We start from the raw sequence: 23978 nt of genomic DNA on the forward strand, positions 1-23978 counted from the left end.
ATTGGCCGGCCTGTTCCTCCTTAGAACCCCATCAGGCGACGGCCATAGCGCCGATCCCGTACAGAAGCAGGTTCCCGGTGAGAGGATGACGCGAAAAAGGGATTGACTAACCGAGGCCCGTTACAGAAGCCCGGATGAGCGCAGCGATATCCGGGACAACAACATCCCGGATGCCGCTTCGCTCATCCGGGCTACAGACATCGATAGAAACACTGCACATTGCGACCCTCACCCTAAGGAGCAATCGCTGTGTCGCTCGCCGACGATCGCATCCACCACTAACCACCCATTCACCATGACGCCGCGCGCATCGTTCGAACGAACGTCGCGGCTTGCGTGAATCTACGGGGCCACTGGCCGACCGGATAACGCGACATTCACCATCTGCTTAAAACTGGCAGCATCACTGCCCATCACATTCGGCCTCGCAACACCCCTTATACTTTTACTCCCTACTCATCGACGCAGGGAACCCGCCACGTGCGGTTCGAGTGCCCGCGTAAGAGTAGAAGCGTATGAACACCGCACGCATTGTCGTTCTCGTCATCGCGCTGGGCGCCGGCGGCGTCGCTGCGTATCTGGCAAGCGGCTACGAGAACAAGCCCGCGGCCGTCCTCCCCGTCGCCGAGAAGCTGCCGACGGTCGAGGTTCTCGTCGCGAAGAACGACATCCAGCTCGGCCAGGCCGTGAAGCCCGACGACCTGCAATGGCAGCCCTGGCCCGCGTCGACCGCGAGCAACGCCTTCATCCGCCGCGACAGCAGGCCCGAAGCGCAGACCCAGATCGCCGGCTCGATCGCGCGCGTGCCGCTGATGCAGGGCGAGCCGATCCGCGAGCAGAAGCTGGTCAGGGCCGAGGGCTCCGGCTTCATGGCCGCGATCCTGCCCCAGGGCATGCGCGCCGTCTCCACCGAGATTTCAGCCGAGACCGCGGCCGGCGGCTTCATCCTGCCGAACGACCGCGTCGACATCGTGCTGACCCGCCGCCTGAAGAATCCCGACGGCAACAACAACGGTCCGACCGCCGGCAATGACCTCATCATTTCCGAGGTCGTCCTGACCAATATCCGCGTGCTCGCGATCGACCAGGCGCCGAAGGAAAAAGAGGGCCAGAACGCCGTGGTCGGCAAGACCGTCACGCTCGAGCTCAGGCCGGACCAGATCTCGATCCTCGCCGCCGCCCGCCAGGGCGGCACACTCCAGCTCGCGCTGCGCAGCCTCGTCGATGCCAACGCGGCCGACGGTACGGCCGACCAGGCGATCAGGCGTCCGGCCGATGGGGTCAACGTAATCCGCTACGGGGTGCAGGCGCGGCAACTGACGTCACAGAAGTGATGGGGACATGATGAACTTTGGGGATGATCGGACGGGCCTGCGCATTCGGGGGAAGCGCGCAAGCTCGTTCTGGATGGGGACGATGCTGATGCTGGGGCTGCTCGCAGCCCCTCGCATGGTCAGCGCTGCGGCGGATGCGCCGGTCGGCGACCAGGCGCCGATGCAGGCACCGGATCTCGGCCTGACATCGGTCGGAACGATCGCGCCGGCGAAGACGCGTTTTCTCTCGCTTGGCGTCGGCAAGTCCGTCGTCATCGACCTGCCGCGCGAAGTCAAGGACGTGCTGGTGGCCGATCCCAAGATCGCCAATGCCGTGATCCGCTCGGCCCAGCGCGCCTATATCATCGGCGGCCAGGTCGGCCAGACCAACGTGGTGTTCTTCACCGCCGACGGCCAGCAGGTCGCCTCCTACGACATCGCGGTGAAGCGCGACCTCAACGGCATGCGTGCCGCCCTGCGCTCGTCGCTGCCGGGCGTGCAGATCGAAGGCGTCGGCGACAGTGTGATGCTGACCGGCTCGGTGTCGAGCCCGGTCGAGGCGCAGCAGGCCGGCGACGTCGCCGCCAAGCTCGTCGGCGGCTCGGACAAGGTCGTCAACAACATCGTCGTGCGCGGCCGCGACCAGGTCATGCTCAAGGTCGTCGTCGGCGAAGTCCGCCGCGACATCGTCAAGCAGCTCGGCGTCGATCTCAGCGCCAGCCTGAACGCCGGCACCGCGGTGGTGAATTTCAACAACTCCAACCCGTTCTCGGTCAGCGGCGGACCGCTGGTCAGCGGCAACGGGCTCGGCGTCAGCGGCCTCGCCAAGGGCGTGGCCACCGTCAACGCCACGATGCGGGCGATGGAAAGCGCCGGCGTGATGCGGACGCTCGCCGAACCGAGCCTGACGGCGATCTCGGGCGAATCCGCGACCTTCATCGCGGGCGGCGAATTCCCGATCCCCGCAGGCTATTCCTGCGATCCGACCACGCATGTCTGTACCACCCAGATCACCTACAAGAAATTCGGCATCTCGCTGAACTTCACGCCGGTCGTGCTCAGCGAAGGGCGGATCAGCCTGCGGGTGATGACCGAAGTCTCGGAGCTGTCGAACCAGAACGCCATCACGGTGACGCAGGCGCTGTCCTCGACCTCGTCGAGCTCCATCACCATCCCGTCGGTGCAGACCCGACGCGCCGAGACCACGCTGGAAATTCCCTCCGGCGGCTCGATGGCGATGGCCGGCCTGATCCAGCAGCAGACCAAGCAGGCGATCAACGGCCTGCCCGGCGTCGACCAGGTGCCGATCCTCGGCGCGCTGTTCCGCAGCCAGGACTACGTCAACAACGAGACCGAGCTGATGGTGATCGTGACGCCTTATGTGGTGCGCGCGGTGGCCCAGAAGGAATTGTCGCGGCCCGACGACGGATTCGCGCCGGCCTCGGACGCGCAGACCGCGCTGCTCGGCCGCATGAACCGCCTCTACGGCATCAATCGCCGCGTCGATCCGATCAGCGGCTCGCCCGGCGATTTCGGCTTCATCATCGACTGAGGCGGACGGTTTGGGGACCGGGGCAAGAAACGGGGCAGGACATGGGGCACGAGGGGACACGGCGATGACGAAGACGACTTCCGATCGGCGTCGCAATTTGAAGCTCGCGCTGGCGCTGACGGGGCTCTCCGTCATGCTGGGCGCGTGCAACACCACCGGCGAGATCGTCACCCAGACGGTGCCGACCGACTATCGCCAGCGTCATCCGATCGCGGTGCAGGAAGGCAAGAAGTCGATCGTGATCTTCGTCGGCAAGGCGCGCGGCGGCCTTACGGCTGCGCAGCAGGCCGACGTCGCGGGCATCGCCCGGGACTGGACGCGTGAAGGCACCGGCTCCGTCGTCGTTGACGTGCCGGTCGACACCGCGAATTCGCGCGCCGCGTCGGCGACCTATCAGGACATCCGTTCCGTGCTCGCCTCCGGCGGCGTGCCGTCGCGCGCGATCGTGCGGCACCCCTATCGCCCGGAGGATCCCGGCCTGCTGCCGACCATCCGCCTCAGCTATTCCAGGATCGCCGCGGTCGCCGGCCCCTGCGGGCTGTGGCCGGAAGACGTCGGTCCGTCGATCCTTGATCCCGGCTACAACGAGAACCGGCCGTACTTCAATCTCGGCTGCGCCACCCAGCGCAATCTCGCGGCGATGATCGACAATCCCGCCGACCTCGAGCAGCCGCGCTCGGAAACGCCGGTCTATACCGCGCGGCGCGACATCGCCTTCGAACGCTATCGCAAGGGCACGCCGATCGCGTCCCCGTCCCCCGAGGCCGACAAGGCCAAACTCAGCGACACAGGCAAATGACAGGCGTCAACGAAGAAGAAGCGGACGACCCGCGGCACCCCGAGGACCACATTGCGCCGGTTCCTCGCATCTCCGTGCAGGCGTTTTGCGAGACCGACCAGACGCTCAAGGCGGTGACCGCGGCCGGACAGGACCGCCGGCTCGCCAAGGCACACCTCACCGCCAAGGACGGCGGCCTCGCGGCGGCGATCGAAGCCTATGAATCGATGCCGACGCCGAACGTGATCGTGATCGAATCCGACGGCACGCGCGACATCCTTGAAGGGCTCGACGATCTCGCCGGCGTCTGCGATCCCGGCACCCGCGTGGTCGTGATCGGCAATCCCAACGACACCGCGCCCTATCGCGAGCTGGTTCGCCGCGGCGTCAACGACTATGTGGTCGGACCAGTCGAGACGCTCGACGTCGTCCGCTCGATCTGCAGCCTGTTCTCGGCGTCCGAAGCCATCATCACCGGCCGTGTCATCGCGGTGGTCGGCGCCAAGGGCGGCGTCGGCGCATCCACCGTCGCGCACAATCTGGCCTGGACCATCGCGCGCGACCTCGCGCTCGATTCCGTCGTGATCGATCTCGACCTCGCCTTCGGCACCGCCGGCCTCGACTACAACCAGGACCCGGCGCAGGGCATTGCCAACGCGGTGCTGTCGCAGGACCGGCCCGACACGGCGCTGATGGAGCGCCTGCTCGCCAAATGCAGCGAACGCCTCAGCCTGCTGGCGGCACCCGCCACGCTCGATCGCGTCTACGATTTCGGCGCCGAAGCCTTCGATGCGATCTTCGACACGCTGCGCATGACGACGCCCTGCATCGTGCTCGACGTTCCCCATCAATGGTCGGGCTGGACGCGCCGCGCGCTGGTCAACGCCGACGACATCGTGATCGTGGCCGAGCCCGATCTCGCCAATTTGCGCAACACCAAGAACATGCTGAGCGTGCTGAAGGCGGCGCGGCCGAACGACCGGCCGCCGCTATATTGTGTGAACCAGGTCGGCATGCACAAGCGCGCGGAGATCGAGGTCAAGGCGTTCGCCAAGACCATGGAGAGCCAGCCGATCGCGGTGATCCCGTTCGATTCGAAACTGTTCTCGACCGCCGCCAATAACGGCCAGATGATCGCGGAGGTCTCCAAGACCCATCGCACCACCGAGCTGTTCCAGAACATGGCGAACCGTCTCGCCGGGCGCGGCGAGGTGAAGAAGCCGAAGCGCTCGCTGCTCGGACCGCTCCTGAAGAAGCTGAAGGCGCGGGCGGGCCGCCCATCCGCCCCGCATCGCAAGGCGTCGTAATCACAACAAAAGGAGAGCGGATTATTTCTCCGCCCTCTGCTGCTGCTTCTTCGCCAGCAGCTGGCGCAATGCCGTGACCTTGGCCGCAGCCTGATCCGGCGGCAGATCACCCTTCACGATGGTCTCGGCCTCCGCCTGCTTTCCTTCCAGTCCCAGCACCAGCGCGAGATTGGCCCGCACGCGGGGATCTCCAGGATTGCGCTGATGGGCGCGGCGCATGGTTTCCTCGGCCCGCGGGAGATTGTTCTGCAGCACGTAGGACAGGCCGAGATTGGACAGGACCTGCGGCTCGTCGGGCACGATCTTCAGCGCCGCGGCGTAATATTGCTGCGCCTCCTCGTTGCGGCCGAGCTGGTCGAGCGCCGCGCCCTGCGCCGAGAGGATGCGCCAGTCGGGATCTTCCGGCGTATGCGCGCGGCTCAGCACGTCGAAGGCTTGCTGGAAATTGCCGTTGTCGGCGAGCGCGCGGCCGTAGCCTGCGAGCAGCGCCTTGTTGCTGGGATGGGCGAGCACCGCCTGCTCCATCACCGCGACCGCCTGGCCGCGCTGACCGGACTCGCGCAGCGCCTTGCCGTATTCGAGCGCAATGGCGGGATCGCTGGGCTTGGCGCGGTAGCGCTCGCGCAGGGCGTCCATGTCGGGCTTAGCGTCAGGCTTGCCGTCGGCCTGGGCCGCGGGCTCCGACTTGATGCCGAGCGCGCCCGTCACGTCCTCGAGGCTTGTGGTCTGGCAGCCGCCGAGCCCGAGCACCACGAGCGCGGGAAGCAGCAATCTCGCCGGCGACGAGGCGAGGGGCGAACGCTTGGACATACTCTGATCACTCGGCGACTGATCAGAGATGCTTTGCCGATTAACGCTAAAGTCCCGTTAAGGACGCGCGCCTATCGAGCTCAATCGGTGAATTCAGCGCCAAATTCGCAGCCGATGCGCCAGCGCAGGCGGCACTGGCGGGAATAGTCAGGCGCGAAGATGATGGTGAATTGCGGCGGCACTTCCAGGAATTCCGCCACGACTTTCACGCCGCCGTCCGAAATATCCGTGATCGTGCAATCCCTCGGCAGCGAGCCCGCCCCAAAATGAATCTTGGCGAGCCGGCTGCACACCCGTCGTTCGCTTCTCCGGCGATTTGCAAGCATTTTGATTTGTTCACTTGTTAGATCACGGCCCATCCCGCGCCCTTAGCTGTAGCGAACATTCGTTGGGATGTGCTGATGAGAGCCGCTCGCATTCGAGGCGTAGTGTCTGGAGCGCGTTTACGACTGATTAGGGGTTTGGCGGCCCGAATATGTTCCCGTATTGTTCTTGCAGCGGATGGCGGGTTCTGCTACCCTTGATTGCACAAGAGGGCAGGCTGGTTCAGGCATGGTTCAGCGGGTTTCTACCGTCGCCTTTGAGGGGATCGAGGCCCGCGCGGTCGACGTGCAGGTGCAGGTCGCGCCGGGCTTGCCGGCCTTTGCCATCGTCGGCCTGCCGGACAAGGCGGTGTCGGAGGCGCGCGAGCGGGTCCGCTCGGCGCTGATTGCGTCCGGCCTGGCGCTGCCGGCGCGGCGGATCATCGTCAATCTGGCGCCCGCGGACGTCCCTAAAGAAGGCAGCCATTATGATCTTCCGATCGCGCTCGGGCTGATGGCCGCAATCGGCGCGATCCCGCCGGATGCGCTGACGGGTTTCACCGTGCTCGGCGAGCTCGGGCTCGACGGCTCGATCGCACCCGTTGCCGGCGTTCTCCCGGCTGCGATCGGCGCCAATGTGCGCGAGGAAGGCTTGATCTGCCCGGCCTCGTGCGGCTCCGAAGCGGCGTGGGCGAGCCCTGATATCCAGATCATCGCGGCACATTCGCTGATCCAGATCGCCAACCATTTCAAGGGCACGCAGGTGCTGTCGCGGCCCGTGCCGAAAGTGCATGAGGCCGCCGCCTCAAAGCTCGACCTGCGCGACATCAAGGGCCAGGAGAGCGCCAAGCGCGCGCTGGAGATCGCGGCCGCCGGCGGACATCATCTCTTGATGATCGGCGCACCCGGCGCCGGCAAGTCGATGCTGGCCGCGCGCCTGCCCTCCATTCTTCCGCCGCTGTCGCCGGGTGAGTTGCTCGAAGTCTCGATGATCGCCTCCGTTGCCGGCGAGATCAAGGGTGGCGCACTGACCGCGCGACGGCCGTTCCGCTCGCCGCATCATTCCGCCAGCATGGCCGCGCTTACCGGCGGCGGCATGCGCGCAAAACCCGGCGAGATCTCGCTCGCGCATCAGGGCGTGCTGTTCCTCGACGAGCTGCCCGAGTTCGATCCGCGCGTGCTGGATTCGCTGCGCCAGCCGCTGGAGAACGGCGAGGTCGCGGTGTCGCGCGCCAATCATCGCGTCACTTATCCGGCGCGCTTCATGCTGGTCGCCGCGATGAATCCCTGCCGCTGCGGCAATGCGTTCGAGCCCGGCTATGCCTGCAAGCGCGGCCGCATCGATCGCTGCACCGGCGACTATCAGGCGCGCATCTCCGGTCCGCTGATGGACCGCATCGATCTGCGCATCGAGGTTCCCGCGGTGACCGCGGCCGACCTGATCCTGCCGCCGCCCGCGGAAGGGTCCGCCGAGGTCGCCGCGCGCGTCGCCGCCGCACGCGATATCCAGCTCGCGCGTTACGCGGATGCGGGCCTGCCCAAAATCCGCACCAACGCCGAGGCGCCGGCCTCGGTGCTGGAAGACATCGCCAAGCCCGATGCACAAGGCCAGAAGCTGCTGCGCGATGCCGCCGAGACGATGCGGCTGTCGGCGCGCGGCTATCACCGCGTGCTGCGGGTGGCGCGCACGCTCGCCGACCTCGACGGCGCGGAGAAGATCGGCCGGCTGCACCTCGCCGAAGCGCTGTCCTACCGCGCACTCGCGGAGGATGTGCGGCAGATGGCTTGATCATTCCGCGCATCAACCCGGCGGTAACGAGTTTCCTTTACGCTCTGCAAACCATAAGGCCACGAGTTACAGGGGTCAGTTCCCGAGCGGCCTTCGCGAGTCCTTGGCGAGTAGAGTGTCATGTTGCGTTTCAAGATCCTGGCCTCGGTTATTCCCCTGCTGGCGGCTGCGGTGTTTGCCCGCGGCGAGATCGGATCGGTCTCGCATCCCTGCATCGCTGTGGGCGACACCTCCGTCGAGCTGACGACCCTGTTCTGGACCGCCGGCGTCCATGTCGCCTTCACCGACGACCCCGACCGCGCCACGGTGCGGGTTCAGATCACCGACGATGCGAACGGTGCGGACTTCGCGGTCGTGGACGATGGTCTCGGCTCCGAGACCGATTCCTGCGAGGCCCATCCGGCCAACCGCCTCATCACCATCGCCGCGCAGCCAGTCGACGGCGGCCCTGTGATCTACCTCTCCACCGACGGACCGGCCGATTACCGCATCTATGTACGCTCGAAGACGTTCTCGCAGCGCGAGGCGGCGGCGCTGATCGTCGGCGCGCATGGCGGCCACCGCCCGCTCCCGCTCCAGGCGGCCTCGCTCTGAGCCATTAACACCTCGCTAACCCTGTTTGGAGGCAGAAACAAAGCCTCAAGCTGTTCGCAAGGTCGGCGCGACATCGTCGCACGCGGCGGCGGTGGGGTTTCGGAAAAGAGTCGGGGTCGGTGACGATGGGTCGGACATTCCGGATCAAGGTGCGCATGCGCCGTTTCAGGCGGCAGCATCCTCGCATCCACTTCGCGATCCGCTCCTTCATGATTTTCTCGGCGACGTTCGGCGGCGCCTATGGCTTCGTCTCCGGCAGCCGCTCCGAGAATTCCGGCTACGATCCCAACACCTTTGCGATCGGCGCGAGCTTTCTGTTCGCCCTCGCCTGCCTTGGCCTCGCCACGCTCAGCATGCGGCTGCGCTTCGTCAACAAGCGGCTGCGGACGCTCGCCGCCCACAACGAGGCGCTGATCGACCGCAATTGGGAGCTGAAGGAGGCGGAAGAGCGCGCCCGCAGCCTGTTCGAGCAGCAGGGCGACCTCATCGTGCTGCGCGACCACCAGGGCCGCATCACCTTCGCCAATGACGCGTATTGTGCGCTCGCCGGCCAGGAGCGCGGCGCGCTGGTCGGCACGCGGTTCGATTTCGACGTGGTGGAGCAGGGCGACAGCGCCCGCGAAAGCAACGGCACGCGCATCCACGACCAGCGGATCACCACCCCGCTCGGCGCGCGCTGGATCGCCTGGCGCGAAGGCTATGTCCGTCTCGATGCCGGCCAGGCGGCCGAACTGCAGAGCGTCGGCCGCGACGTCACCGACCGCACCGAGACCGAGCGCGCGCTATCGGAAGCGCGCGACCAGGCCGACGCCGCCAACCGCGCCAAATCGCGCTTCCTCGCGATGGCCTCGCACGAAATCCGCACGCCGCTCAACGGCATCATCGGCATGGGCGGCCTGCTGCTCGACACCACGCTGACGCCTGAGCAGACGACCTATGCCCGCGCGGTGAAAACCTCCGGCGAGGCCCTGATGGCGCTGATCGAGGAGTTGCTCGACTATTCCAAGATCGAGGCCGGCAAGCTCGATCTCGAGCAGCGCCCCTTCGCGCTCTCGACCCTGATCGAGGAGATCACCGAGCTGCTGGCGCCGCGGGCGCAGGCCAAGCAGCTCGAGATCGCCGCCTATGTCGACGAACGCCTGCCGCTCGAAGTGGTCGGCGATTCCGCACGGCTGCGCCAGGTGCTGCTCAATCTTGCCGGCAACGCCATCAAGTTCACGGCTCATGGCGGCGTCGCGCTGATCGTCGAGCCCGGCATCTGGCCGAACGAGATCAGCTTCCTGGTCCGAGACACCGGCATCGGCATCGCGCCGGAAGCGCAGCAGCGCATCTTCCGTGAATTCGAGCAGGCCGACGAGCGCGTCGCGCGCACCTATGGCGGCACCGGGCTTGGCCTTGCCATCAGCGAACGCATCGTCAAGCGCATGGGCGGCCGCATCACACTCACCAGCGAGCCGGGCAAGGGCGCGACCTTCGAGGTCGCGGTGCCGCTCACGCTATCGCAAACCGGCGCCGGCCAGACAACATTCCCGAGCCCCGAGCTCGCGGGCAAGTCGATCCTCGTGGTTTCCGACGGCATCGAGGCCTCGCTGATCGCGCGGCGTCTGGAGCGCTGGGGCAGTCAGACCTGTCTGGTCTCGGATCCCGCCGTGGCAGAGGCGCTGCTGCCGGAACGCTCATGGCACGCGGTGCTGGTCGACCGCGCAATCGGCGCTGCTATCGCCGACCATCTCGGCGAAGTCGCCCGCGCGCACGCGCCGCAACGGCTGGTGCTGCTGACGTCGAGCTCGCGCCACGAAAAGCTCTCGCCGGCCTTCACCGGCTTTCTGGTGAAGCCGCTGCGTGCAGCCTCGCTCGCCGCCCGCCTCGCGCTGACGCCGGAGGTGGCCTCGCCCGACCTTGCACCGGAGCCGCCGGCTGAAGCCAAGCCCGCGACACCGGCAAAGGGACTCTCGATCCTCGTTGCCGAGGACAACGAGATCAACGCGCTCTTGATGCGCTCGCTGCTGACCAAGCTCGGCCACCGCGTCGTCATCGCCGTCCATGGCGAGGCTGCGCTGGAATCCTGGCTGGCAGCGTCGTCGGCCGGCACGCCCTATGATCTCGTGCTGATGGACATCCAGATGCCGCAGCTCGACGGCATCGAGGCGACCAAACGCATCCGCGCGCACGAGGCCGCCACGGGCGGCCACCACACGCCGATCCTCGCCCTCACCGCCAATACGCTGGTGGAAGATCGCTACGCCTGTTTCGAGGCCGGCATGAACGGGTTTCTGATCAAGCCACTCGATCGCGACAAGCTGGACGAGGCGCTGGCGGGACTGGCTGCATCACGGCATCTGGCGGTGTAGCCCGAGCGCGCTCGCAATGACGATGTGGTGAGAGGCGCGCCCCATGGGTCTCTCGCCGACCATAGGCAATTGAAATCCAACGCAGTGCGCGTCATCATCCTTCGGGGGCCCGGTTTCCGACGAGGATATCGCGCATGAATGTGCTTTACCGCCTCTCCGTCGTCGTCCTGCTCGCCGTTTGCTCCCAGGCCGCCGCAGCGGACACGTCGCAGCTCATCGCTTCGTTGAAGCAAGGTGGCTACGTTCTGGTATTTCGGCACACCGCAACCGACGACAGCCAGAAGGACGTCTATCCCTTCAAGTTCGACGACTTGAGTGCCCAGCGCCAGCTGAGCGAGAAGGGCAGGGATATGGCGCGTCAGATCGGAGCGGCAATCCAGGCGCGCGCGATTCCGATCGGGGATGTCTACACAAGCCGTCTGAACCGCGCGATCGAAGCCGGCAAGCTGATCACCGGCAAAGAGTGCAAGCCGGTCGACGCATTGACGGACAGCAACAACGCCAGCGCATCGGGAATGGCAAACCCCACCGCTGCGAACGCAAAGGCCGGAGCGGCCGTGCGCCAGCTGGTCGATCGGTCGCCGACGGCCGGCACGAACAACGTCCTCGTCACTCACAAGACGAACATTGCCGATGCCTTCGGCAAGGAGGCCGGAGACGTTCAGGAAGGCGAAGCCTTCGTTTACCGGGCGAACGGCTCCGGGCCCGCGACTTTCGTTGCACGCATCAGGGCCGCGGATTGGACGGCGAAGGCCGACCAATAGGAGACCGCGACCTACAGGCGCCGCAGCGCCACGCTTTCCACCACGTGATCCGCGCCCTTCTTCAGGATCAGCGTCGCGCGCGGTCGGGTCGGCAGAATGTTGTCCTCGAGATTGGCGAGGTTGGTGCGCTCCCAGATCGCGATCGCGGTCGCGGTGGCTTCCTCGTCCGACAGCAGTGCGTAGCGGTTGAAGTAGGACTTTGGATTGGTGAACGCGGTGTCGCGCAGGGCCAGGAAGCGCTTGATGTACCAGCGCCGCAGCGCCGCCTCGTCGGCGTCGATGTAGACCGAGAAATCGAAGAAGTCGGAGACGACGGGCACCGCCTTGCCGTCACGCGGCAGCTTGCCGGTCTGCAGCACGTTGACGCCCTCGACGATCAGGATGTCGGGCTGGTCGATCTCGGCCCACTGGTTCGGCACGATGTCGTAGGTGAGATGCGAATAGACCGGCGCGCGGACATTGCGGCGACCGGACTTGATGTCGGAGAGGAAGCTCAGCAGCAGCGGCAGGTCGTAGCTCTCCGGAAAACCCTTCTTCTGCATGATGCCCTGCCGGTCGAGCACCGCGTTGGGATAGAGGAATCCGTCGGTCGTGATCAGCTCAACCTTCGGCCGCGGCGACCAGCGCGCCAGCAGCGCCTGCAGCACGCGGGCCGTGGTGGACTTTCCGACCGCGACCGAACCGGCGACGCCGATGATGTAGGGCATCTTGCGGTCGCGGATGTTGAGGAACTGGCGCTCGGAGTAATACAGGCGCTGCATCGCATCGACGTAGATCGACAGCAGGCGCGACAGCGGCAGGTAGATGTCCTCGACCTCCTGCAAGTCGAGGCGGTCGTGCAGCGAACGCAGCCGGTCGAACTCGCCTGGCTCCAGCGTCATCGGCGTGTCGTCGCGAAGTCGCGCCCATTCTTCCCGCGTGTAAATGCGGTAGGGATTATATTGCTGCTCGGGTGCGCGGATATCCATGACGCGACCTTTCCGTTGGGGCTTATACTAGCCCTTACGCGAAGCTTTCTCTTCCAACCCTGACATATTCGTACGCTTGTCGAGCGCTGACTCAACCTCCTCCAGCTTTACGCCGCGGGACTTGAGCAGCACAAGGAAGTGATAGAGCAGGTCGGCGCCCTCGGCGATCAGATGCGCGCGATCGTTTTCGACTGCTGCGATTACGGTTTCGACTGCTTCCTCACCGAACTTCTTGGCGCAATGCTCGGCGCCCTTGTCGAGGAGCTTTCGGGTGTACGAGGCCTCCCCACCTGATGCCGCGCGGGCGTCGATGGTCTCGGCCAGATCGTGGATCGTAAAACGCGGCATCGGACTTACTCAGAAACACATGAGGCCGTGGAGGCCATTCCCCGCCGGCCTGTGTAGCATTTTTAGGGGCGGGAGTCGTCAGGCATCCAGGCGCATGGGCAGCCCGCGCCGCGCCATGTGCTCCTTGGCTTCACGGATGGTGAATTCCCCGAAGTGGAAGATCGAGGCGGCCAGCACGGCGGTGGCATGCCCGTCGCGGATACCGTCGACGAGGTGGTCGAGATTGCCGACGCCGCCCGAGGCGATCACGGGAACGGGAACGCTGTCGGCGATCGCCCGGGTCAGCGGGATGTCAAAGCCCTGCCTGGTGCCGTCGCGATCCATCGAGGTGAGCAGGAGCTCGCCGGCGCCGAGCGAGACCACTTCCTGGGCATATTCGATGGCGTCGATGCCGGTCGAGTTGCGGCCGCCATGGGTAAAGATCTCCCAGCGGTCGCCGCCGGGGCGCTTGACGCGCTTGGCGTCGATCGCGACCACCACGCACTGCTCGCCGAATTTTTCGGCAGCTTCCTTGACGAACTCGCGCCGCGACACCGCGGCACTGTTGATCGAGACCTTGTCCGCGCCGGCACGCAGCAGCGTCTTGATGTCGTCCACCTTGCGCACGCCGCCGCCGACGGTGACGGGCATGAAGCAGGCCTCCGCCGTGCGCCGGACCACATCCAGCATGATGCCGCGGTTCTCATGGGTCGCGGTGATGTCGAGGAAGGTCAGCTCGTCGGCGCCGGCGGCGTCATAGGCGATCGCGGCTTCGACGGGATCGCCGGCGTCGCGCAAATCGACGAAGTTGACGCCCTTGACGACGCGGCCGTCCTTGACGTCGAGGCAGGGGATCACGCGCACCTTGAACATGTGTCAGCTCCCCGGCGCGCGCGCGTTGCGGATCAGGGTGAGGGCGGCGGCGGGATCGAGCCGGCCATCATAAAGCGCGCGGCCGGCGATCGCGCCGGCGAGCTTTTTCGCGCGTGGCATCAGCATGGCTTTCACATCCTCGATCGAGGCGAGGCCGCCGGAGGCGATCACCGGAATGGAGATCGCGTCTGCCAGCGCGATGGTTGCATCGAGGTTCAGGCCCTTGAGCAGGCCGTCGCGCGCGATGTCGGTGAAGATGATGGCAGCAACGCCGGCATCCTCGAATCGCTTGGCGATCTCCAGCACCGTCACCTGCGAGGTCTCGGCCCAGCCTTCGACCGCGACCTTGCCGTCGCGCGCGTCCAGCCCGACCGCGACACGGCCGGGGAATTTCTTCGCCGCGGCCTTCACCAGCTCGGGATCGCGCACCGCGGCGGTGCCGATGATGACGCGGGTGATACCCTTGTCGAGCCAGGCTTCGACGGTGGCGAGATCGCGAATGCCGCCGCCGAGCTGCACCGGGATCTTGATCGTCTTCAGCATCGCCTCGACGGCCTGCGCATTCACCGGCTTGCCGGCGAAGGCACCGTCGAGATCGACGACGTGGAGATACTCAAAGCCCTGCTCGACGAAGCTCTGGGCCTGCGCCGCTGGATTGAGGTTGAACACGGTCGCGCGCGCCATGTCGCCCTGCTCGAGGCGCACGCACTGGCCGTTCTTGAGGTCGATTGCCGGAAAGAGAATCACGGTTTCCATCGCAAAAAGTTCGAGATCAAAGCGAGGCCGAAGCGCTGGCTTTTCTCGGGGTGAAACTGCGTGCCGATGGCGGTGTCCTTGCCGACGATCGCGGTGACAGGCCCGCCATAATCGGCGCGCGCGAGCACGTCCGCCTCGTTGGCGGCATTGAGGTGGTACGAGTGCACGAAATAGGCGTGCTGGCCCTTGGCGCCGAGCGGCAGCTTGTTCAGCACCGGGTGCTCCTGCAGCAGCTCGAGCGTATTCCAGCCCATGTGCGGGATCTTCAGGCTCTCGTCACGCGGCGTGATCTTCTCGACGTCGCCGCCGATCCAGTTCAGACCCTCGGTGATGACATGCTCCTTGCCGCGGCTCGCCATCAACTGCATGCCGACGCAGATCCCGAAGAACGGCCGCGCCTTCACGCGCACGGCTTCCGTGATCGCCTCGACCATGCCGTTGACGGCATCGAGCCCGCGCCGGCAATCGGCGAAGGCGCCGACGCCCGGCAGCACCAGACGGTCAGCCTCGTAGGCCTGATCGGGATCGCTTGTGACGAAAACCTTTTGCGGATTTTCGAGGCTGCGCGCGGCGCGCTCGAAGGCCTTGGCCGCGGAATGCAGATTCCCGGAACCGTAATCGATGATGGCGACGCTCACCTTGACCCTCCCGGTTCTGGAAACAAACCAATGATGCCGCCGGCCGGAAGCGGCGGCGGGTTCGAGAATTGCTGACCCGGCGCGGTGCGGGTCGGCGGCGGACCGCCGCGATCGACGGCCCATTGATCGTTGACGATGCCGTGCTGCTTCTGGCTCCAGCGCTCAAAGAAGCGGCGCTCGGCGGTGTCTTCGTCGTCGGCAATGACGACGTCGAGCTGACGCCACTTGCCGCGCGACAGCGTCCAGCGGCGCAGGCTGGAGGCTTCAAAGCCCATCAGCAGCGCGATGATGAGATTAGCAAAGAAGATCCCGCTGCGGCCGACCCCGAGGCTATGCAGCCCGGCATCGAATGCAGCCAGGAAGATCACCCAGCCGATCAGCGCCAGCCAGAGCCTGTTCCAGAGCAGCCAGAACGGACCGAGCACCATCGCCCAGAAATGAAAACCGTCGCGCACGAACACGAACTTGTCGGTCGCACGCAGATCGGCTCCACCAGGGAAGGGAGCGTGAACTGTGTAGACAGGCATGGTGATGCCCCGTTCTCGAGAATTCAGTGATGCCGCCCGCAGCGTTTGCCGCAAAACGGAAATGTCAGCCGCCCAGCGAGCCCTTGGTGGACGGGATCTCGCCCACCGCCTTCGGATCGATCGCGACCGCGGTGCGCAGCGCCCGTGCCAGACCCTTGAAGCAGGACTCGGCGATATGGTGGCTGTTATCGCCATATAGGGTCTCGACGTGGAGAGTCACGCCGGCGTTGATGGCGAAGGCCTGGAACCACTCGCGCACCAGCTCGGTGTCGAACTCACCGATCTTGTCGCGGGGGAAGTCGGCCTTGAACACCAGGAACGGGCGGCCCGAAATGTCGATGACCACGCGCGACAGGGTCTCGTCCATCGGCATGTGCACGCCGGCATAGCGGGTGATGCCCGCCATGTTGCCGAGCGCCTGCTTGACCGCCTGGCCGAGCGCGATGCCGGTGTCTTCGGTGGTATGGTGATAATCAATGTGCAGGTCGCCCACCGCCTTGACCGTCAGGTCGATGCGGGAATGGCGGGCGAGGAGATCGAGCATATGGTCGAAAAAGCCGATGCCGGTGGCGATATTGGCCACGCCGGTACCATCGAGGTTCACGGAGACCTCGATGTCGGTTTCCTTGGTCTTGCGCTTGATCGTCGCTGTGCGCATTGAAAGCTGGCTTTCGCTTCTTTTTGAGCATGATCTTCACCGGAAAACCGGTACCCACTCTTCCGGATCATGCTCGGGGCCGAAAACGCCAGTCTCTTAACAGCCAAATGACACCTTCGCTACTGCGGGAACGGCTGGCGGGGCCTCTACTTCCGCCTATGGTGAGCGAAATTGGGCCCGGAGCGGCCCGTTATGCCCTGGTTGTCCCGCTGGTTGTCCCCTTGGCCCCGACCGCCTAAATCAGGCCGGACAACGAGGTACTTCATGCAGGATTCCCAGAACAGCTCGCCGGGCTGGCACGGCACCACGATTTTGACGGTCCGCAAGGACGGCAGGGTGGTGGTCGGCGGCGACGGCCAAGTCTCGATCGGCCAGACCGTGATCAAGTCCAACGCCAAAAAGGTCCGGAAACTCGGCAAAGGCGACGTGATCGGCGGCTTTGCCGGCGCCACCGCCGACGCCTTCACCCTGTTCGAGCGGCTGGAAGCCAAGCTCGAGCAATATCCGGGGCAGTTGACCCGGGCCGCGGTGGAACTGGCCAAGGACTGGCGCACCGACCGCTATCTGCGGCGGCTGGAAGCCATGATGATCGTGGCCGACAAGGACGTCTCCCTGGTGCTGACTGGCACCGGCGACGTGCTCGAGCCCGAGGCCGGCGTCATGGCGATCGGCTCCGGCGGCAATTACGCCCTGGCGGCGGCGCGGGCCCTGCTCGACACCGACAAGGACGCCGAGACCATCGTCCGCCGCTCGCTCGACATCGCCGCCGACATCTGCGTCTACACCAACCGCAATCTGACCATCGAGAGCCTGGCGACCGGCTAGGTCAGACCGAACAGGACATGCCGCCCGCCTACGCCTTCCGCCCGATGACCGTGGCCGACCTGCCGCTGATCCGGCGGTGGCTGGGCGCGGCGCATGTGCGGGAATGGTGGGGCGATCCGGACGAGCAGTTTGCGCTGGTCAGCGGCGACCTCGACGAGCCCGCCATGGACCAGTTCATCGTGTTGGCCGGCCAGCAGCCCTTCGGCTATCTTCAATGCTACCGCCTGACCGCCTGGAATACGGGCTTTGGGCCGCAACCGGAGGGCACGCGTGGGATCGACCAGTTCATCGGCGAAAGCGACATGATCGCGCGCGGTCACGGCTCGGCGTTCATCCGCCAGTTTGTCGACGAGCAGTTTGAGAACGGCCTGCCGCGCATGGTCACCGATCCCGATCCGCGCAACGCACGCGCCTTACGCGCCTATGAGAAGGCCGGCTTTGTCGGCGACCGCATGGTCGAGACGCCGGATGGAGCGGCGCTGCTGATGGTGCGCCAACCATGACACTGACGCACGCACACCCGAGCAAGGTCGCAGTCCCGCCGCTCGCCTGGGTCGGCATCGCGCTGCTCTTGCTGGCGCTGCAGGCTTCGATCCTGTTCGCAATGGGGCGGGTGCCGATCTGCACGTGCGGCTACGTCAAGCTCTGGCATGGCGCGGTGAACAGCTCGGAAAATTCGCAGCACATCGCCGACTGGTACACCTTCTCGCACATCCTGCACGGCTTCCTGTTCTACGGCCTGACCTGGCTGCTGTTCGCGCGCCTGCCGTTCGTGCAGTTGCCTCTTCCAAGTTTGTCCTGGCCGGCGCGGCTGATCATCGCGATGCTGATCGAAGGCGCCTGGGAGATCGTCGAGAACTCGCCGTTCATCATCGAGCGCTACCGCGCCGGCACGATCTCGCTGGATTATTATGGCGATAGCATCGTCAATTCGGTCTCGGACAATCTGGCCATGGTGCTGGGGTTCCTCGCCGCGCGCGTGCTGCCGGTATCGGTCACGGTCCTGATCGGGCTCGCCTTCGAAATCATGCTGGCGCTCCACATTCGCGACAATCTGACGCTCAATATATTGATGCTGATCCACCCGATCGATGCCGTGAAACAATGGCAATCGGGTCCGCCCATCATCTGACCCAAAATGCGGCTTGTCCTTGGCCGCCTCCCGCCCTAGCTAAGCAGACATGACAGACTTCTCCCCCCGCGAAATCGTATCCGAACTCGATCGTTTCATCGTCGGCCAGGCCGACGCCAAGCGCGCCGTCTCGATCGCGCTGCGCAACCGCTGGCGCCGGCAGCAGCTCGAAGGCTCCCTCCGCGAGGAGGTACTCCCGAAGAACATCCTGATGATCGGCCCCACCGGCGTCGGCAAAACCGAGATCGCGCGGCGGCTCGCCAAGCTGGCGAACGCCCCGTTCCTGAAGGTCGAGGCCACGAAGTTCACCGAGGTCGGCTATGTCGGCCGCGACGTCGAGCAGATCGTCCGCGATCTCGTCGAGGTCGCGATCGCCCAGGTGCGCGAGCGCAAGCGTAAGGACGTGCAGGCCCGGGCGCAGCTTGCCGCCGAGGAGCGCGTGCTCGACGCGCTGGTCGGCGCCAATGCCAGCTCGGCGACGCGGGAATCCTTCCGCAAGAAGCTGCGCGCCGGCGAGCTCAACGACAAGGAAATCGAGATCGAGACGCAGGGCGGCGGCAGCGGCATGCCGATGTTCGAAATCCCGGGCATGCCGGGCGCGCAGATGGGCGCGATCTCGATCGGCGACATCTTCGGCAAGCTCGGCGGCCGCAGCAAGACGCGGCGGCTGACGGTCGAGGGTTCGCACGAGATCCTCGTCAACGAGGAGTCCGACAAGCTCCTGGATTCCGACCAGCTGACGCTGGAGGCGATCAGCGCGGTCGAGAACAACGGCATCGTGTTCCTCGACGAGATCGACAAGATCTGTGCCCGCGAAGGCCGCGCCGCCGGCGACGTCTCGCGCGAGGGCGTGCAGCGCGATCTCTTGCCGCTGATCGAAGGCACCACGGTCTCGACCAAGCACGGCGCGGTCAAGACCGACCACATCCTGTTCATTGCCTCCGGCGCCTTCCACGTCGCAAAGCCGTCCGACCTGCTGCCGGAATTGCAGGGCCGCCTGCCGATCCGCGTCGAATTGCAGGCCCTGACCCGCGACGACATGCGCCGCATCCTGACTGAGCCCGAGGCCTCGCTGATCAAGCAATATGTCGCCCTGCTGCAGACCGAGGGCGTCACGCTCGACATCACCGACAGCGCCGTCGACGCGCTGGCCGACGTCGCGGTGGCCGTCAATTCCACCGTCGAGAACATCGGCGCGCGGCGGCTTCAGACCGTGATGGAGCGGGTGCTGGACGAGATCTCCTTCACCGCCCCCGACCGCAGCGGCGAGACCGTCAAGATCGACGCCGATTTCGTGCAGAAACACGTCGGCGACCTCGCCAAGAACGCCGATCTGAGCCGGTTTATTTTGTAATTCGGCCGGGCTCGGCTATCTATCCGCTGTCGTCCCCGCCTGGTGCGCAATTGCGCACGTGGGCGGGGACCCATAACCACCGGCGGTCCTTGCTTAAACAGATGTCGACCACGATCCCGACTCAAACGGCCGCCTGTGGTTATGGGTCCCGGGTCGCGCTTCGCTTGCCCGAAACGACAGCGACGATAGATCGCGCCAGCTCGGGTGCGGCGTGATCGCTCAGATCCAGAAGAACCCCTGGCGGCTGCTGCTCGCGATCAACGCGGCGGTCATCGTCGGCGTGTTCATTCACAAGATCCAGCTGCCGCCTTACGTCCCCTACATCCATCTCCTGGTCGACTACCATCTCGGCTTCATCAAGCGGGCGCTGATCGGGGCGATCGTCGCGCTGTTCACTGACAAGGTGCCGGTCTGGCTGGTGTTCGCGCTCGGTGGCGCGACCTGGCTGGTGACGCTCGGGCTCTACGCAAGACTGTTTCGGAAGACCTTCGGCTTCACCGCGAAGACGCTGCCGCTGTTCGTGTTCATCGCGGGCTCGCCGTTCTTCCTGAAGAACTTCATGCATACGCTCGGCCATTTCGACATTTATGGCTGCGCGCTCGCGATCATCCTGCTGTTGATGCCGGCGGGTTCATTGCTGTTCGTGGCGACGGCCGCGCTGTTCTCGATCGTCCTCGTACTGATCCACCACATCCATCTCTTGATGTATGTGCCGACGATCATCACTATCGTCGTGGTCAGGCACTACCTCGCCCATGGCTGCAATCGCACCAATGTTGTCTTCGGTATCGTCGCCTTCGCCATCGTCTCCGCGCTGTTCTTCGCGGCGCAATTCCTGGGAACGATGCCGATCCCCGAGGCGGATTTCGTTGCGTATCTGAAGACCCGGATGGCCGATCCGTCGCGCACCGACCTGCTGCAATTCGCCTATATCTGGTACCAGCCGCTGGCGAAGGAGATCTCGGATACCTGGGGCCGGCTGCCACACAACATTCTCGGCGTGCCCATGTTCGCGCTGCTGATCTGGCTGCACACGCCGCTGTGGCGCTTCTTCGCCAATTTGATCGGCGCGCTCGCAAGCGAGCTGCATCGCCGTCTCGTCATCGCCGCGCTTGTGGGCGTCAGCCTTGCCTATCTCGTGATGTTCGCGATGGTGTTCGACTATTCGCGCTGGATCTCGAACTGGGCGGTCTGCATGTTCCTGATCCTGCACGCGGTGAAGATGCTGCCTGCCGCGCGGGAGACGGCGTTGATTCCGTCGGAGGATCAGAAGACAAACATCTTCGGCCTGATCATCACGCTGATCCCGCGCGTCGGAATCGTCCGGCCGTTCTAGAACCTGGCGCGCCGAATCCGCACATACAGCGCGCCCTCGCCGCCATGACCGATGGCGGCCTCCTCGAACCCGACCACGAAGGTGCGGAATTCCGGCAGGCTCAGCCATTCCGGCACCTGTCGCCGCAGCACGCCGCTGTCGCCGCCGCTGCGGCCCTTGCCGGTGATGACGAGCACGAAGGTCATGCCGTCATGATGGGCGCGGTGCAGGAAGCCGGTGAGGGCGCGATGGGCGCGCATCTGGGTCATGCCGTGCAGGTCGAGCCGCGCCTCGATCTCGCTGCGTCCGCGCGACAGTTTGGTCCGCTCACGCTTGCCGAGCGGCGCCAACGGCGGCATTGCGGGTTTCGCCACCCGCGGCGCCGGCGCGGCAGCAATCGGACGGGGCGATGATGCAGGTCGCGTGACCGGTGCGGCGGACGAAGGCTCGGCGCGCGGCACGGCCTGCGGCTTCGTCGCCACCTTGGCCGCGCGAAGCTTCTTCAGCGGCTTGACCTGTTTTGCCACGAGATCCCACAGCTCGCGCTCTTCCTCGCTCAGCACGCGGCGGCGCTGCGGGGGGCGAGGCTCCAGCACGGGCGGACGGGACGATCGCTTCATTGCTGTCGATGGGATCGATTCTTCACCGGCCGCCGCGGCTCCTGATCCGGCTCGATCGCGGGACGCGGCACCGGCAGCGGCACGGGGTTGGCGACGGCGACCGTCTCACTTTTGCCTTGCGCCACGACTGCGCCCGGCTTGGCCGGATCGGTCTGCGGAAACAGTTTTGCGATCTTCTCCGAGGGCCGCGGGTCCGGAACCGGCAGCTTCGCGCCACGCGCTGAGGGATCGACACCCTTCGGCACCAGCATGACGAAATGCATGGGATGGCGCAGCCGGCCCGAGACGCGGCCCGCCTCCTGGCCGGCACCAAAATAGAGATCGGCGCGTGCGGGGCCGATGATAGCCGAGCCGGTGTCCTGCGCGATCATCAGCCGGTGGAACGGCGTCCTGGCGCGTTCGGAATCGATCGGCAGCTCACCCTCGATGAAGAACGGCGTGCCGTAGACATGCAGCGCCTTGTCGACCGCGATCGAGCGGCCGGCAGTCAGCGGAATGCCTTGCGCGCCCACCGCCTCGTCCTTGTCGGAGAGATTGACCTCGCGGAAGAAGATGTAGGAGCGGTTCTGCCGCCGCAGCTCCTTGGCGCCGTCAGGATTCTGCGCCATCCACTCCCTGATCTTCTGCATCGACATCTCTTCCTTCGGAATGATGCCGCGCTCGATCAGGATGCGACCGACGGCGGTGTAGGGAAAACCGTTATAGGCGTCGTAGTTCAGCCGGACCGTGCCGCCGTCGTCGAACTTGATCCGGGCCGAGCCCTGGATCTGCGCGAACAGGAGATCGGTCGGATCCTTCAGCCAGGCGATCTCCAGCCCACGGCCGGCGATCTTGCCGTCCTCGATTTCACCCCGATCGTAATAGGGCACGAGCTTGCGGCGGCCGATCTTGCGATAGACCGGGCCCTTGTTGGGCAGGCTGACGGAATCCTGCTTGTAGCCGCGCACGAACAGGTTCGACGGACGGCGATAGACCGGCACGTTGAAGACATCGGTCTGCGTCCGCGAGCCCTCCAGCACCGGCTCGTAATAGCCGGTGACGAAGCCGTCGGGCTCGCCCAGGCGCGAAATCCGCAGCGGCGAGAAATTCTCTTCGAAGAAGGTTTTTGCTTTCGCGTCGTCGCTGAGCTCGAGTGATTTGACGGCGCGGCAGGGCTCGCTCAGCGAAGCGCCCAGCGCCTTCGGCTCGGGCGCGCCGGTCTGCGCATTGATCGTCTTGCAGCTGGCACGGAACGTCTTGTACGCGGCGAGATGATCGTCGTCGCTCCAGCCCTTCACGTCGGCCCAGGCCAGCGGCATATATTGCGCGCCGGGAATCTCGAACGGCAAAGGAAGCTGCGGATAAGGCAACGCCCGCGGCGGAGCGGCGGGCAGTTGTGGCAAATGATGGTGGTGGCTGCGATAGTGACGCCGCGCCGCCTCGGCACCGAGCGAGAACGACGAAAGCACGACGGCACCCGCGCAAAGCGCCGTCGCGCCGTTCTTCAGAAAGAGCTTAATTCGCGCTTCCGGTGCCAACCAGCTTCCAGTTCGGATCGCGAGAGGTGATGTCGCGGGCGAAAGTCCAGATATCGGTGATATCGGCCACCGTGTCGGCGCTGCCGTCGACGATGTTGCCGGTCTTGTCGCGGGTCGCCGAGATCATCTGCGAGACGAAACGGATCGTGAGCTGGGCCGTGCGGTCACGCAACTCGGCGCCGACCAGCTCGGCTTTGTCGATCGAGACGAAGCGCGTCTCGGTCTTCTGCTCGTTCTTCTCGCGCTCCTTGATGGCGGCGTCGAAGCTGTCATAGACCTCCGACGACAGCAGGTCGCGCAGGGCGCGGCGGTCGCCATTGGCGAAGGCCAGCACGATCATCTCATAGGCGCCGCGGGCACCCGAGATGAAATGGCGCGGATCGAAAGTGGAATCCTTGTCGACGATGGCGTCGAGACCCTGCGCCAGCACAGTGCCCGGTTCCGCCAGGCCCTTCCAGCGATCGGAGGGCGGGGTCGGCTCGACCGTCGGCGCCAGCGGGGCCTGGTCGATCACCTTGCCCGGCATGGTCACGACGTTCGGCTCCTGGGCACCACCCAGCGCATTCCGGGCGGCGGTGCGGTCGAACGGCGGCCGTTCGTTGCCGGTGCGCTGCCCCAGCACGCTGCGCAGCCTCAGGAAGATGAAGACCGCCAACGCCAGGAAGATGATGGTGTAGATGTCCACGTCGTATTCGCTTTCTGGTCTTCTCAAGAAGGGCCGACTAGAAGGGGTCGTCGCCGGGAAAATCGATCCGGCCAGTAGACCGTTCCATACGGGAACGGCAAGTCTACATCACCATTTTTGGGTCCGAGCGTCAGGTCCGTGGGATGTAGGCACGAAATCTTGCCCGGCCAATGGCGCCTTTTGGCACAGCACTGATTGTAGCGCGTTTTATGCTTAAGGGGAA

The 23978-nt window shown here is 65.5% G+C and carries 25 protein-coding genes; 13 read left to right on the forward strand and 12 right to left on the reverse strand.

The genetic code is table 11. From position 1 onward, the window contains the following. Positions 1-515: 515 nt before the first annotated feature. The 4 genes from cpaB (at position 516) to VGR99_RS37445 (ending at position 4950) form a co-directional block, all read left to right on the forward strand. Positions 516-1334, forward strand: a complete 819-nt coding sequence (gene cpaB / locus VGR99_RS37430) for a Flp pilus assembly protein CpaB (protein ID WP_326904969.1) — start codon at positions 516-518, stop codon at positions 1332-1334. Between the two features lie 10 nt (positions 1335-1344). Then, positions 1345-2865 (forward strand): type II and III secretion system protein family protein, encoded by a 1521-nt coding sequence (locus VGR99_RS37435; protein ID WP_326905040.1) that lies wholly within the window; start codon positions 1345-1347, stop codon positions 2863-2865. 64 nt (positions 2866-2929) lie between these two features. Further along, positions 2930-3664, forward strand: coding sequence for a CpaD family pilus assembly protein (locus VGR99_RS37440; RefSeq protein WP_326904970.1), 735 nt, complete (start codon positions 2930-2932; stop codon positions 3662-3664). Next, on the forward strand, positions 3661-4950 hold the full coding sequence (locus tag VGR99_RS37445; RefSeq protein ID WP_326904971.1) for an AAA family ATPase: 1290 nt from the start codon (positions 3661-3663) through the stop codon (positions 4948-4950). The genes VGR99_RS37440 and VGR99_RS37445 overlap by 4 nt, the downstream gene beginning before the upstream one ends. Positions 4951-4971: 21 nt before the next feature. Here the strand turns inward: VGR99_RS37445 and VGR99_RS37450 are convergent, their stop codons facing one another. Continuing rightward, entirely contained in the window at positions 4972-5760 is a 789-nt protein-coding gene (locus VGR99_RS37450) for a tetratricopeptide repeat protein (RefSeq protein ID WP_326904972.1), read from the reverse strand. Positions 5761-5840: 80 nt separating this feature from the next. Next, positions 5841-6086, reverse strand: coding sequence for a PilZ domain-containing protein (locus VGR99_RS37455; protein ID WP_011083489.1), 246 nt, complete (start codon positions 6084-6086; stop codon positions 5841-5843). 226 nt (positions 6087-6312) lie between these two features. On the opposite strand from VGR99_RS37455, the gene VGR99_RS37460 reads away from it, so the two are divergent. The 4 genes from VGR99_RS37460 (at position 6313) to VGR99_RS37475 (ending at position 11560) form a co-directional block, all read left to right on the forward strand. Then, entirely contained in the window at positions 6313-7851 is a 1539-nt protein-coding gene (locus tag VGR99_RS37460; protein ID WP_326904973.1) for a YifB family Mg chelatase-like AAA ATPase, read from the forward strand. A 120-nt stretch (positions 7852-7971) separates the two neighbouring features. Further along, a complete protein-coding gene (locus tag VGR99_RS37465; protein WP_326904974.1) occupies positions 7972-8445 on the forward strand; it encodes a hypothetical protein in 474 nt (157 codons plus the stop codon). 125 nt (positions 8446-8570) lie between these two features. Then, positions 8571-10796, forward strand: coding sequence for a PAS domain-containing hybrid sensor histidine kinase/response regulator (locus VGR99_RS37470; RefSeq protein ID WP_326904975.1), 2226 nt, complete (start codon positions 8571-8573; stop codon positions 10794-10796). 134 nt (positions 10797-10930) lie between these two features. Further along, positions 10931-11560, forward strand: a complete 630-nt coding sequence (locus VGR99_RS37475) for a histidine phosphatase family protein (RefSeq protein ID WP_326904976.1) — start codon at positions 10931-10933, stop codon at positions 11558-11560. 11 nt (positions 11561-11571) lie between these two features. Here the strand turns inward: VGR99_RS37475 and coaA are convergent, their stop codons facing one another. The 7 genes from coaA to hisB all read right to left on the reverse strand — a co-directional run bounded on the left by coaA (position 11572) and on the right by hisB (position 16307). Then, on the reverse strand, positions 11572-12528 hold the full coding sequence (coaA, locus tag VGR99_RS37480) for a type I pantothenate kinase (RefSeq protein ID WP_326904977.1): 957 nt from the start codon (positions 12526-12528) through the stop codon (positions 11572-11574). 27 nt (positions 12529-12555) lie between these two features. Continuing rightward, entirely contained in the window at positions 12556-12876 is a 321-nt protein-coding gene (locus VGR99_RS37485) for a phosphoribosyl-ATP diphosphatase (RefSeq protein ID WP_326904978.1), read from the reverse strand. Between the two features lie 78 nt (positions 12877-12954). Next, on the reverse strand, positions 12955-13728 hold the full coding sequence (gene hisF / locus VGR99_RS37490) for an imidazole glycerol phosphate synthase subunit HisF (protein WP_194478777.1): 774 nt from the start codon (positions 13726-13728) through the stop codon (positions 12955-12957). A 3-nt stretch (positions 13729-13731) separates the two neighbouring features. Then, positions 13732-14475, reverse strand: a complete 744-nt coding sequence (gene hisA, locus VGR99_RS37495; RefSeq protein WP_326905041.1) for a 1-(5-phosphoribosyl)-5-[(5-phosphoribosylamino)methylideneamino]imidazole-4-carboxamide isomerase — start codon at positions 14473-14475, stop codon at positions 13732-13734. Continuing rightward, the gene (gene hisH, locus VGR99_RS37500) at positions 14472-15122 is read right to left on the reverse strand and encodes an imidazole glycerol phosphate synthase subunit HisH (protein ID WP_326904979.1); all 651 of its coding nucleotides are present in this window, start codon (positions 15120-15122) and stop codon (positions 14472-14474) included. Before hisH ends, hisA begins: the two co-directional genes overlap by 4 nt. Next, positions 15119-15649, reverse strand: a complete 531-nt coding sequence (locus tag VGR99_RS37505) for a DUF2628 domain-containing protein (protein ID WP_326905042.1) — start codon at positions 15647-15649, stop codon at positions 15119-15121. Before VGR99_RS37505 ends, hisH begins: the two co-directional genes overlap by 4 nt. Before the next feature lie 64 nt (positions 15650-15713). Next, complete coding sequence (gene hisB, locus VGR99_RS37510) at positions 15714-16307, reverse strand: imidazoleglycerol-phosphate dehydratase HisB (RefSeq protein ID WP_211411357.1); 594 nt, start codon at positions 16305-16307, stop codon at positions 15714-15716. A gap of 264 nt (positions 16308-16571) precedes the next feature. Here hisB and hslV point away from each other — a divergent pair, with 264 nt between their 5' ends. The 5 genes from hslV (at position 16572) to VGR99_RS37535 (ending at position 20954) form a co-directional block, all read left to right on the forward strand. Continuing rightward, the gene (gene hslV / locus VGR99_RS37515; protein WP_326904980.1) at positions 16572-17132 is read left to right on the forward strand and encodes an ATP-dependent protease subunit HslV; all 561 of its coding nucleotides are present in this window, start codon (positions 16572-16574) and stop codon (positions 17130-17132) included. A gap of 17 nt (positions 17133-17149) precedes the next feature. Beyond that, on the forward strand, positions 17150-17635 hold the full coding sequence (locus tag VGR99_RS37520; RefSeq protein WP_326904981.1) for a GNAT family N-acetyltransferase: 486 nt from the start codon (positions 17150-17152) through the stop codon (positions 17633-17635). Further along, complete coding sequence (locus VGR99_RS37525) at positions 17632-18264, forward strand: DUF2585 domain-containing protein (RefSeq protein WP_326904982.1); 633 nt, start codon at positions 17632-17634, stop codon at positions 18262-18264. The genes VGR99_RS37520 and VGR99_RS37525 overlap by 4 nt, the downstream gene beginning before the upstream one ends. 49 nt (positions 18265-18313) lie before the next feature. Continuing rightward, positions 18314-19618: an ATP-dependent protease ATPase subunit HslU gene (hslU, locus tag VGR99_RS37530; RefSeq protein WP_326904983.1), complete on the forward strand. Its 1305-nt coding sequence runs from the start codon at positions 18314-18316 to the stop codon at positions 19616-19618. A 211-nt stretch (positions 19619-19829) separates the two neighbouring features. Beyond that, positions 19830-20954 carry a hypothetical protein gene (locus VGR99_RS37535; RefSeq protein WP_326904984.1) on the forward strand — a complete coding sequence of 375 codons (1125 nt, stop codon included), beginning with the start codon at positions 19830-19832 and terminating at the stop codon, positions 20952-20954. Here VGR99_RS37535 and VGR99_RS37540 read toward each other — a convergent pair. Genes VGR99_RS37540 through VGR99_RS37550 form a run of 3 tightly spaced genes read right to left on the reverse strand, consistent with a single transcriptional unit; the run spans position 20951 to position 23755 of the window. Continuing rightward, positions 20951-21553 carry a Smr/MutS family protein gene (locus tag VGR99_RS37540; protein ID WP_326904985.1) on the reverse strand — a complete coding sequence of 201 codons (603 nt, stop codon included), beginning with the start codon at positions 21551-21553 and terminating at the stop codon, positions 20951-20953. The two genes, VGR99_RS37535 and VGR99_RS37540, sit on opposite strands and share 4 nt — an antisense overlap. Then, positions 21550-23070 carry a murein transglycosylase A gene (locus VGR99_RS37545; RefSeq protein ID WP_326904986.1) on the reverse strand — a complete coding sequence of 507 codons (1521 nt, stop codon included), beginning with the start codon at positions 23068-23070 and terminating at the stop codon, positions 21550-21552. Before VGR99_RS37545 ends, VGR99_RS37540 begins: the two co-directional genes overlap by 4 nt. Then, positions 23048-23755: a Tim44/TimA family putative adaptor protein gene (locus VGR99_RS37550; protein ID WP_326904987.1), complete on the reverse strand. Its 708-nt coding sequence runs from the start codon at positions 23753-23755 to the stop codon at positions 23048-23050. Before VGR99_RS37550 ends, VGR99_RS37545 begins: the two co-directional genes overlap by 23 nt. Positions 23756-23978: the final 223 nt, after the last annotated feature.

The sequence above is a fragment of the Bradyrhizobium sp. genome (assembly GCF_035935975.1).
Taxonomy (GTDB): Bacteria; Pseudomonadota; Alphaproteobacteria; order Rhizobiales; family Xanthobacteraceae; genus Bradyrhizobium.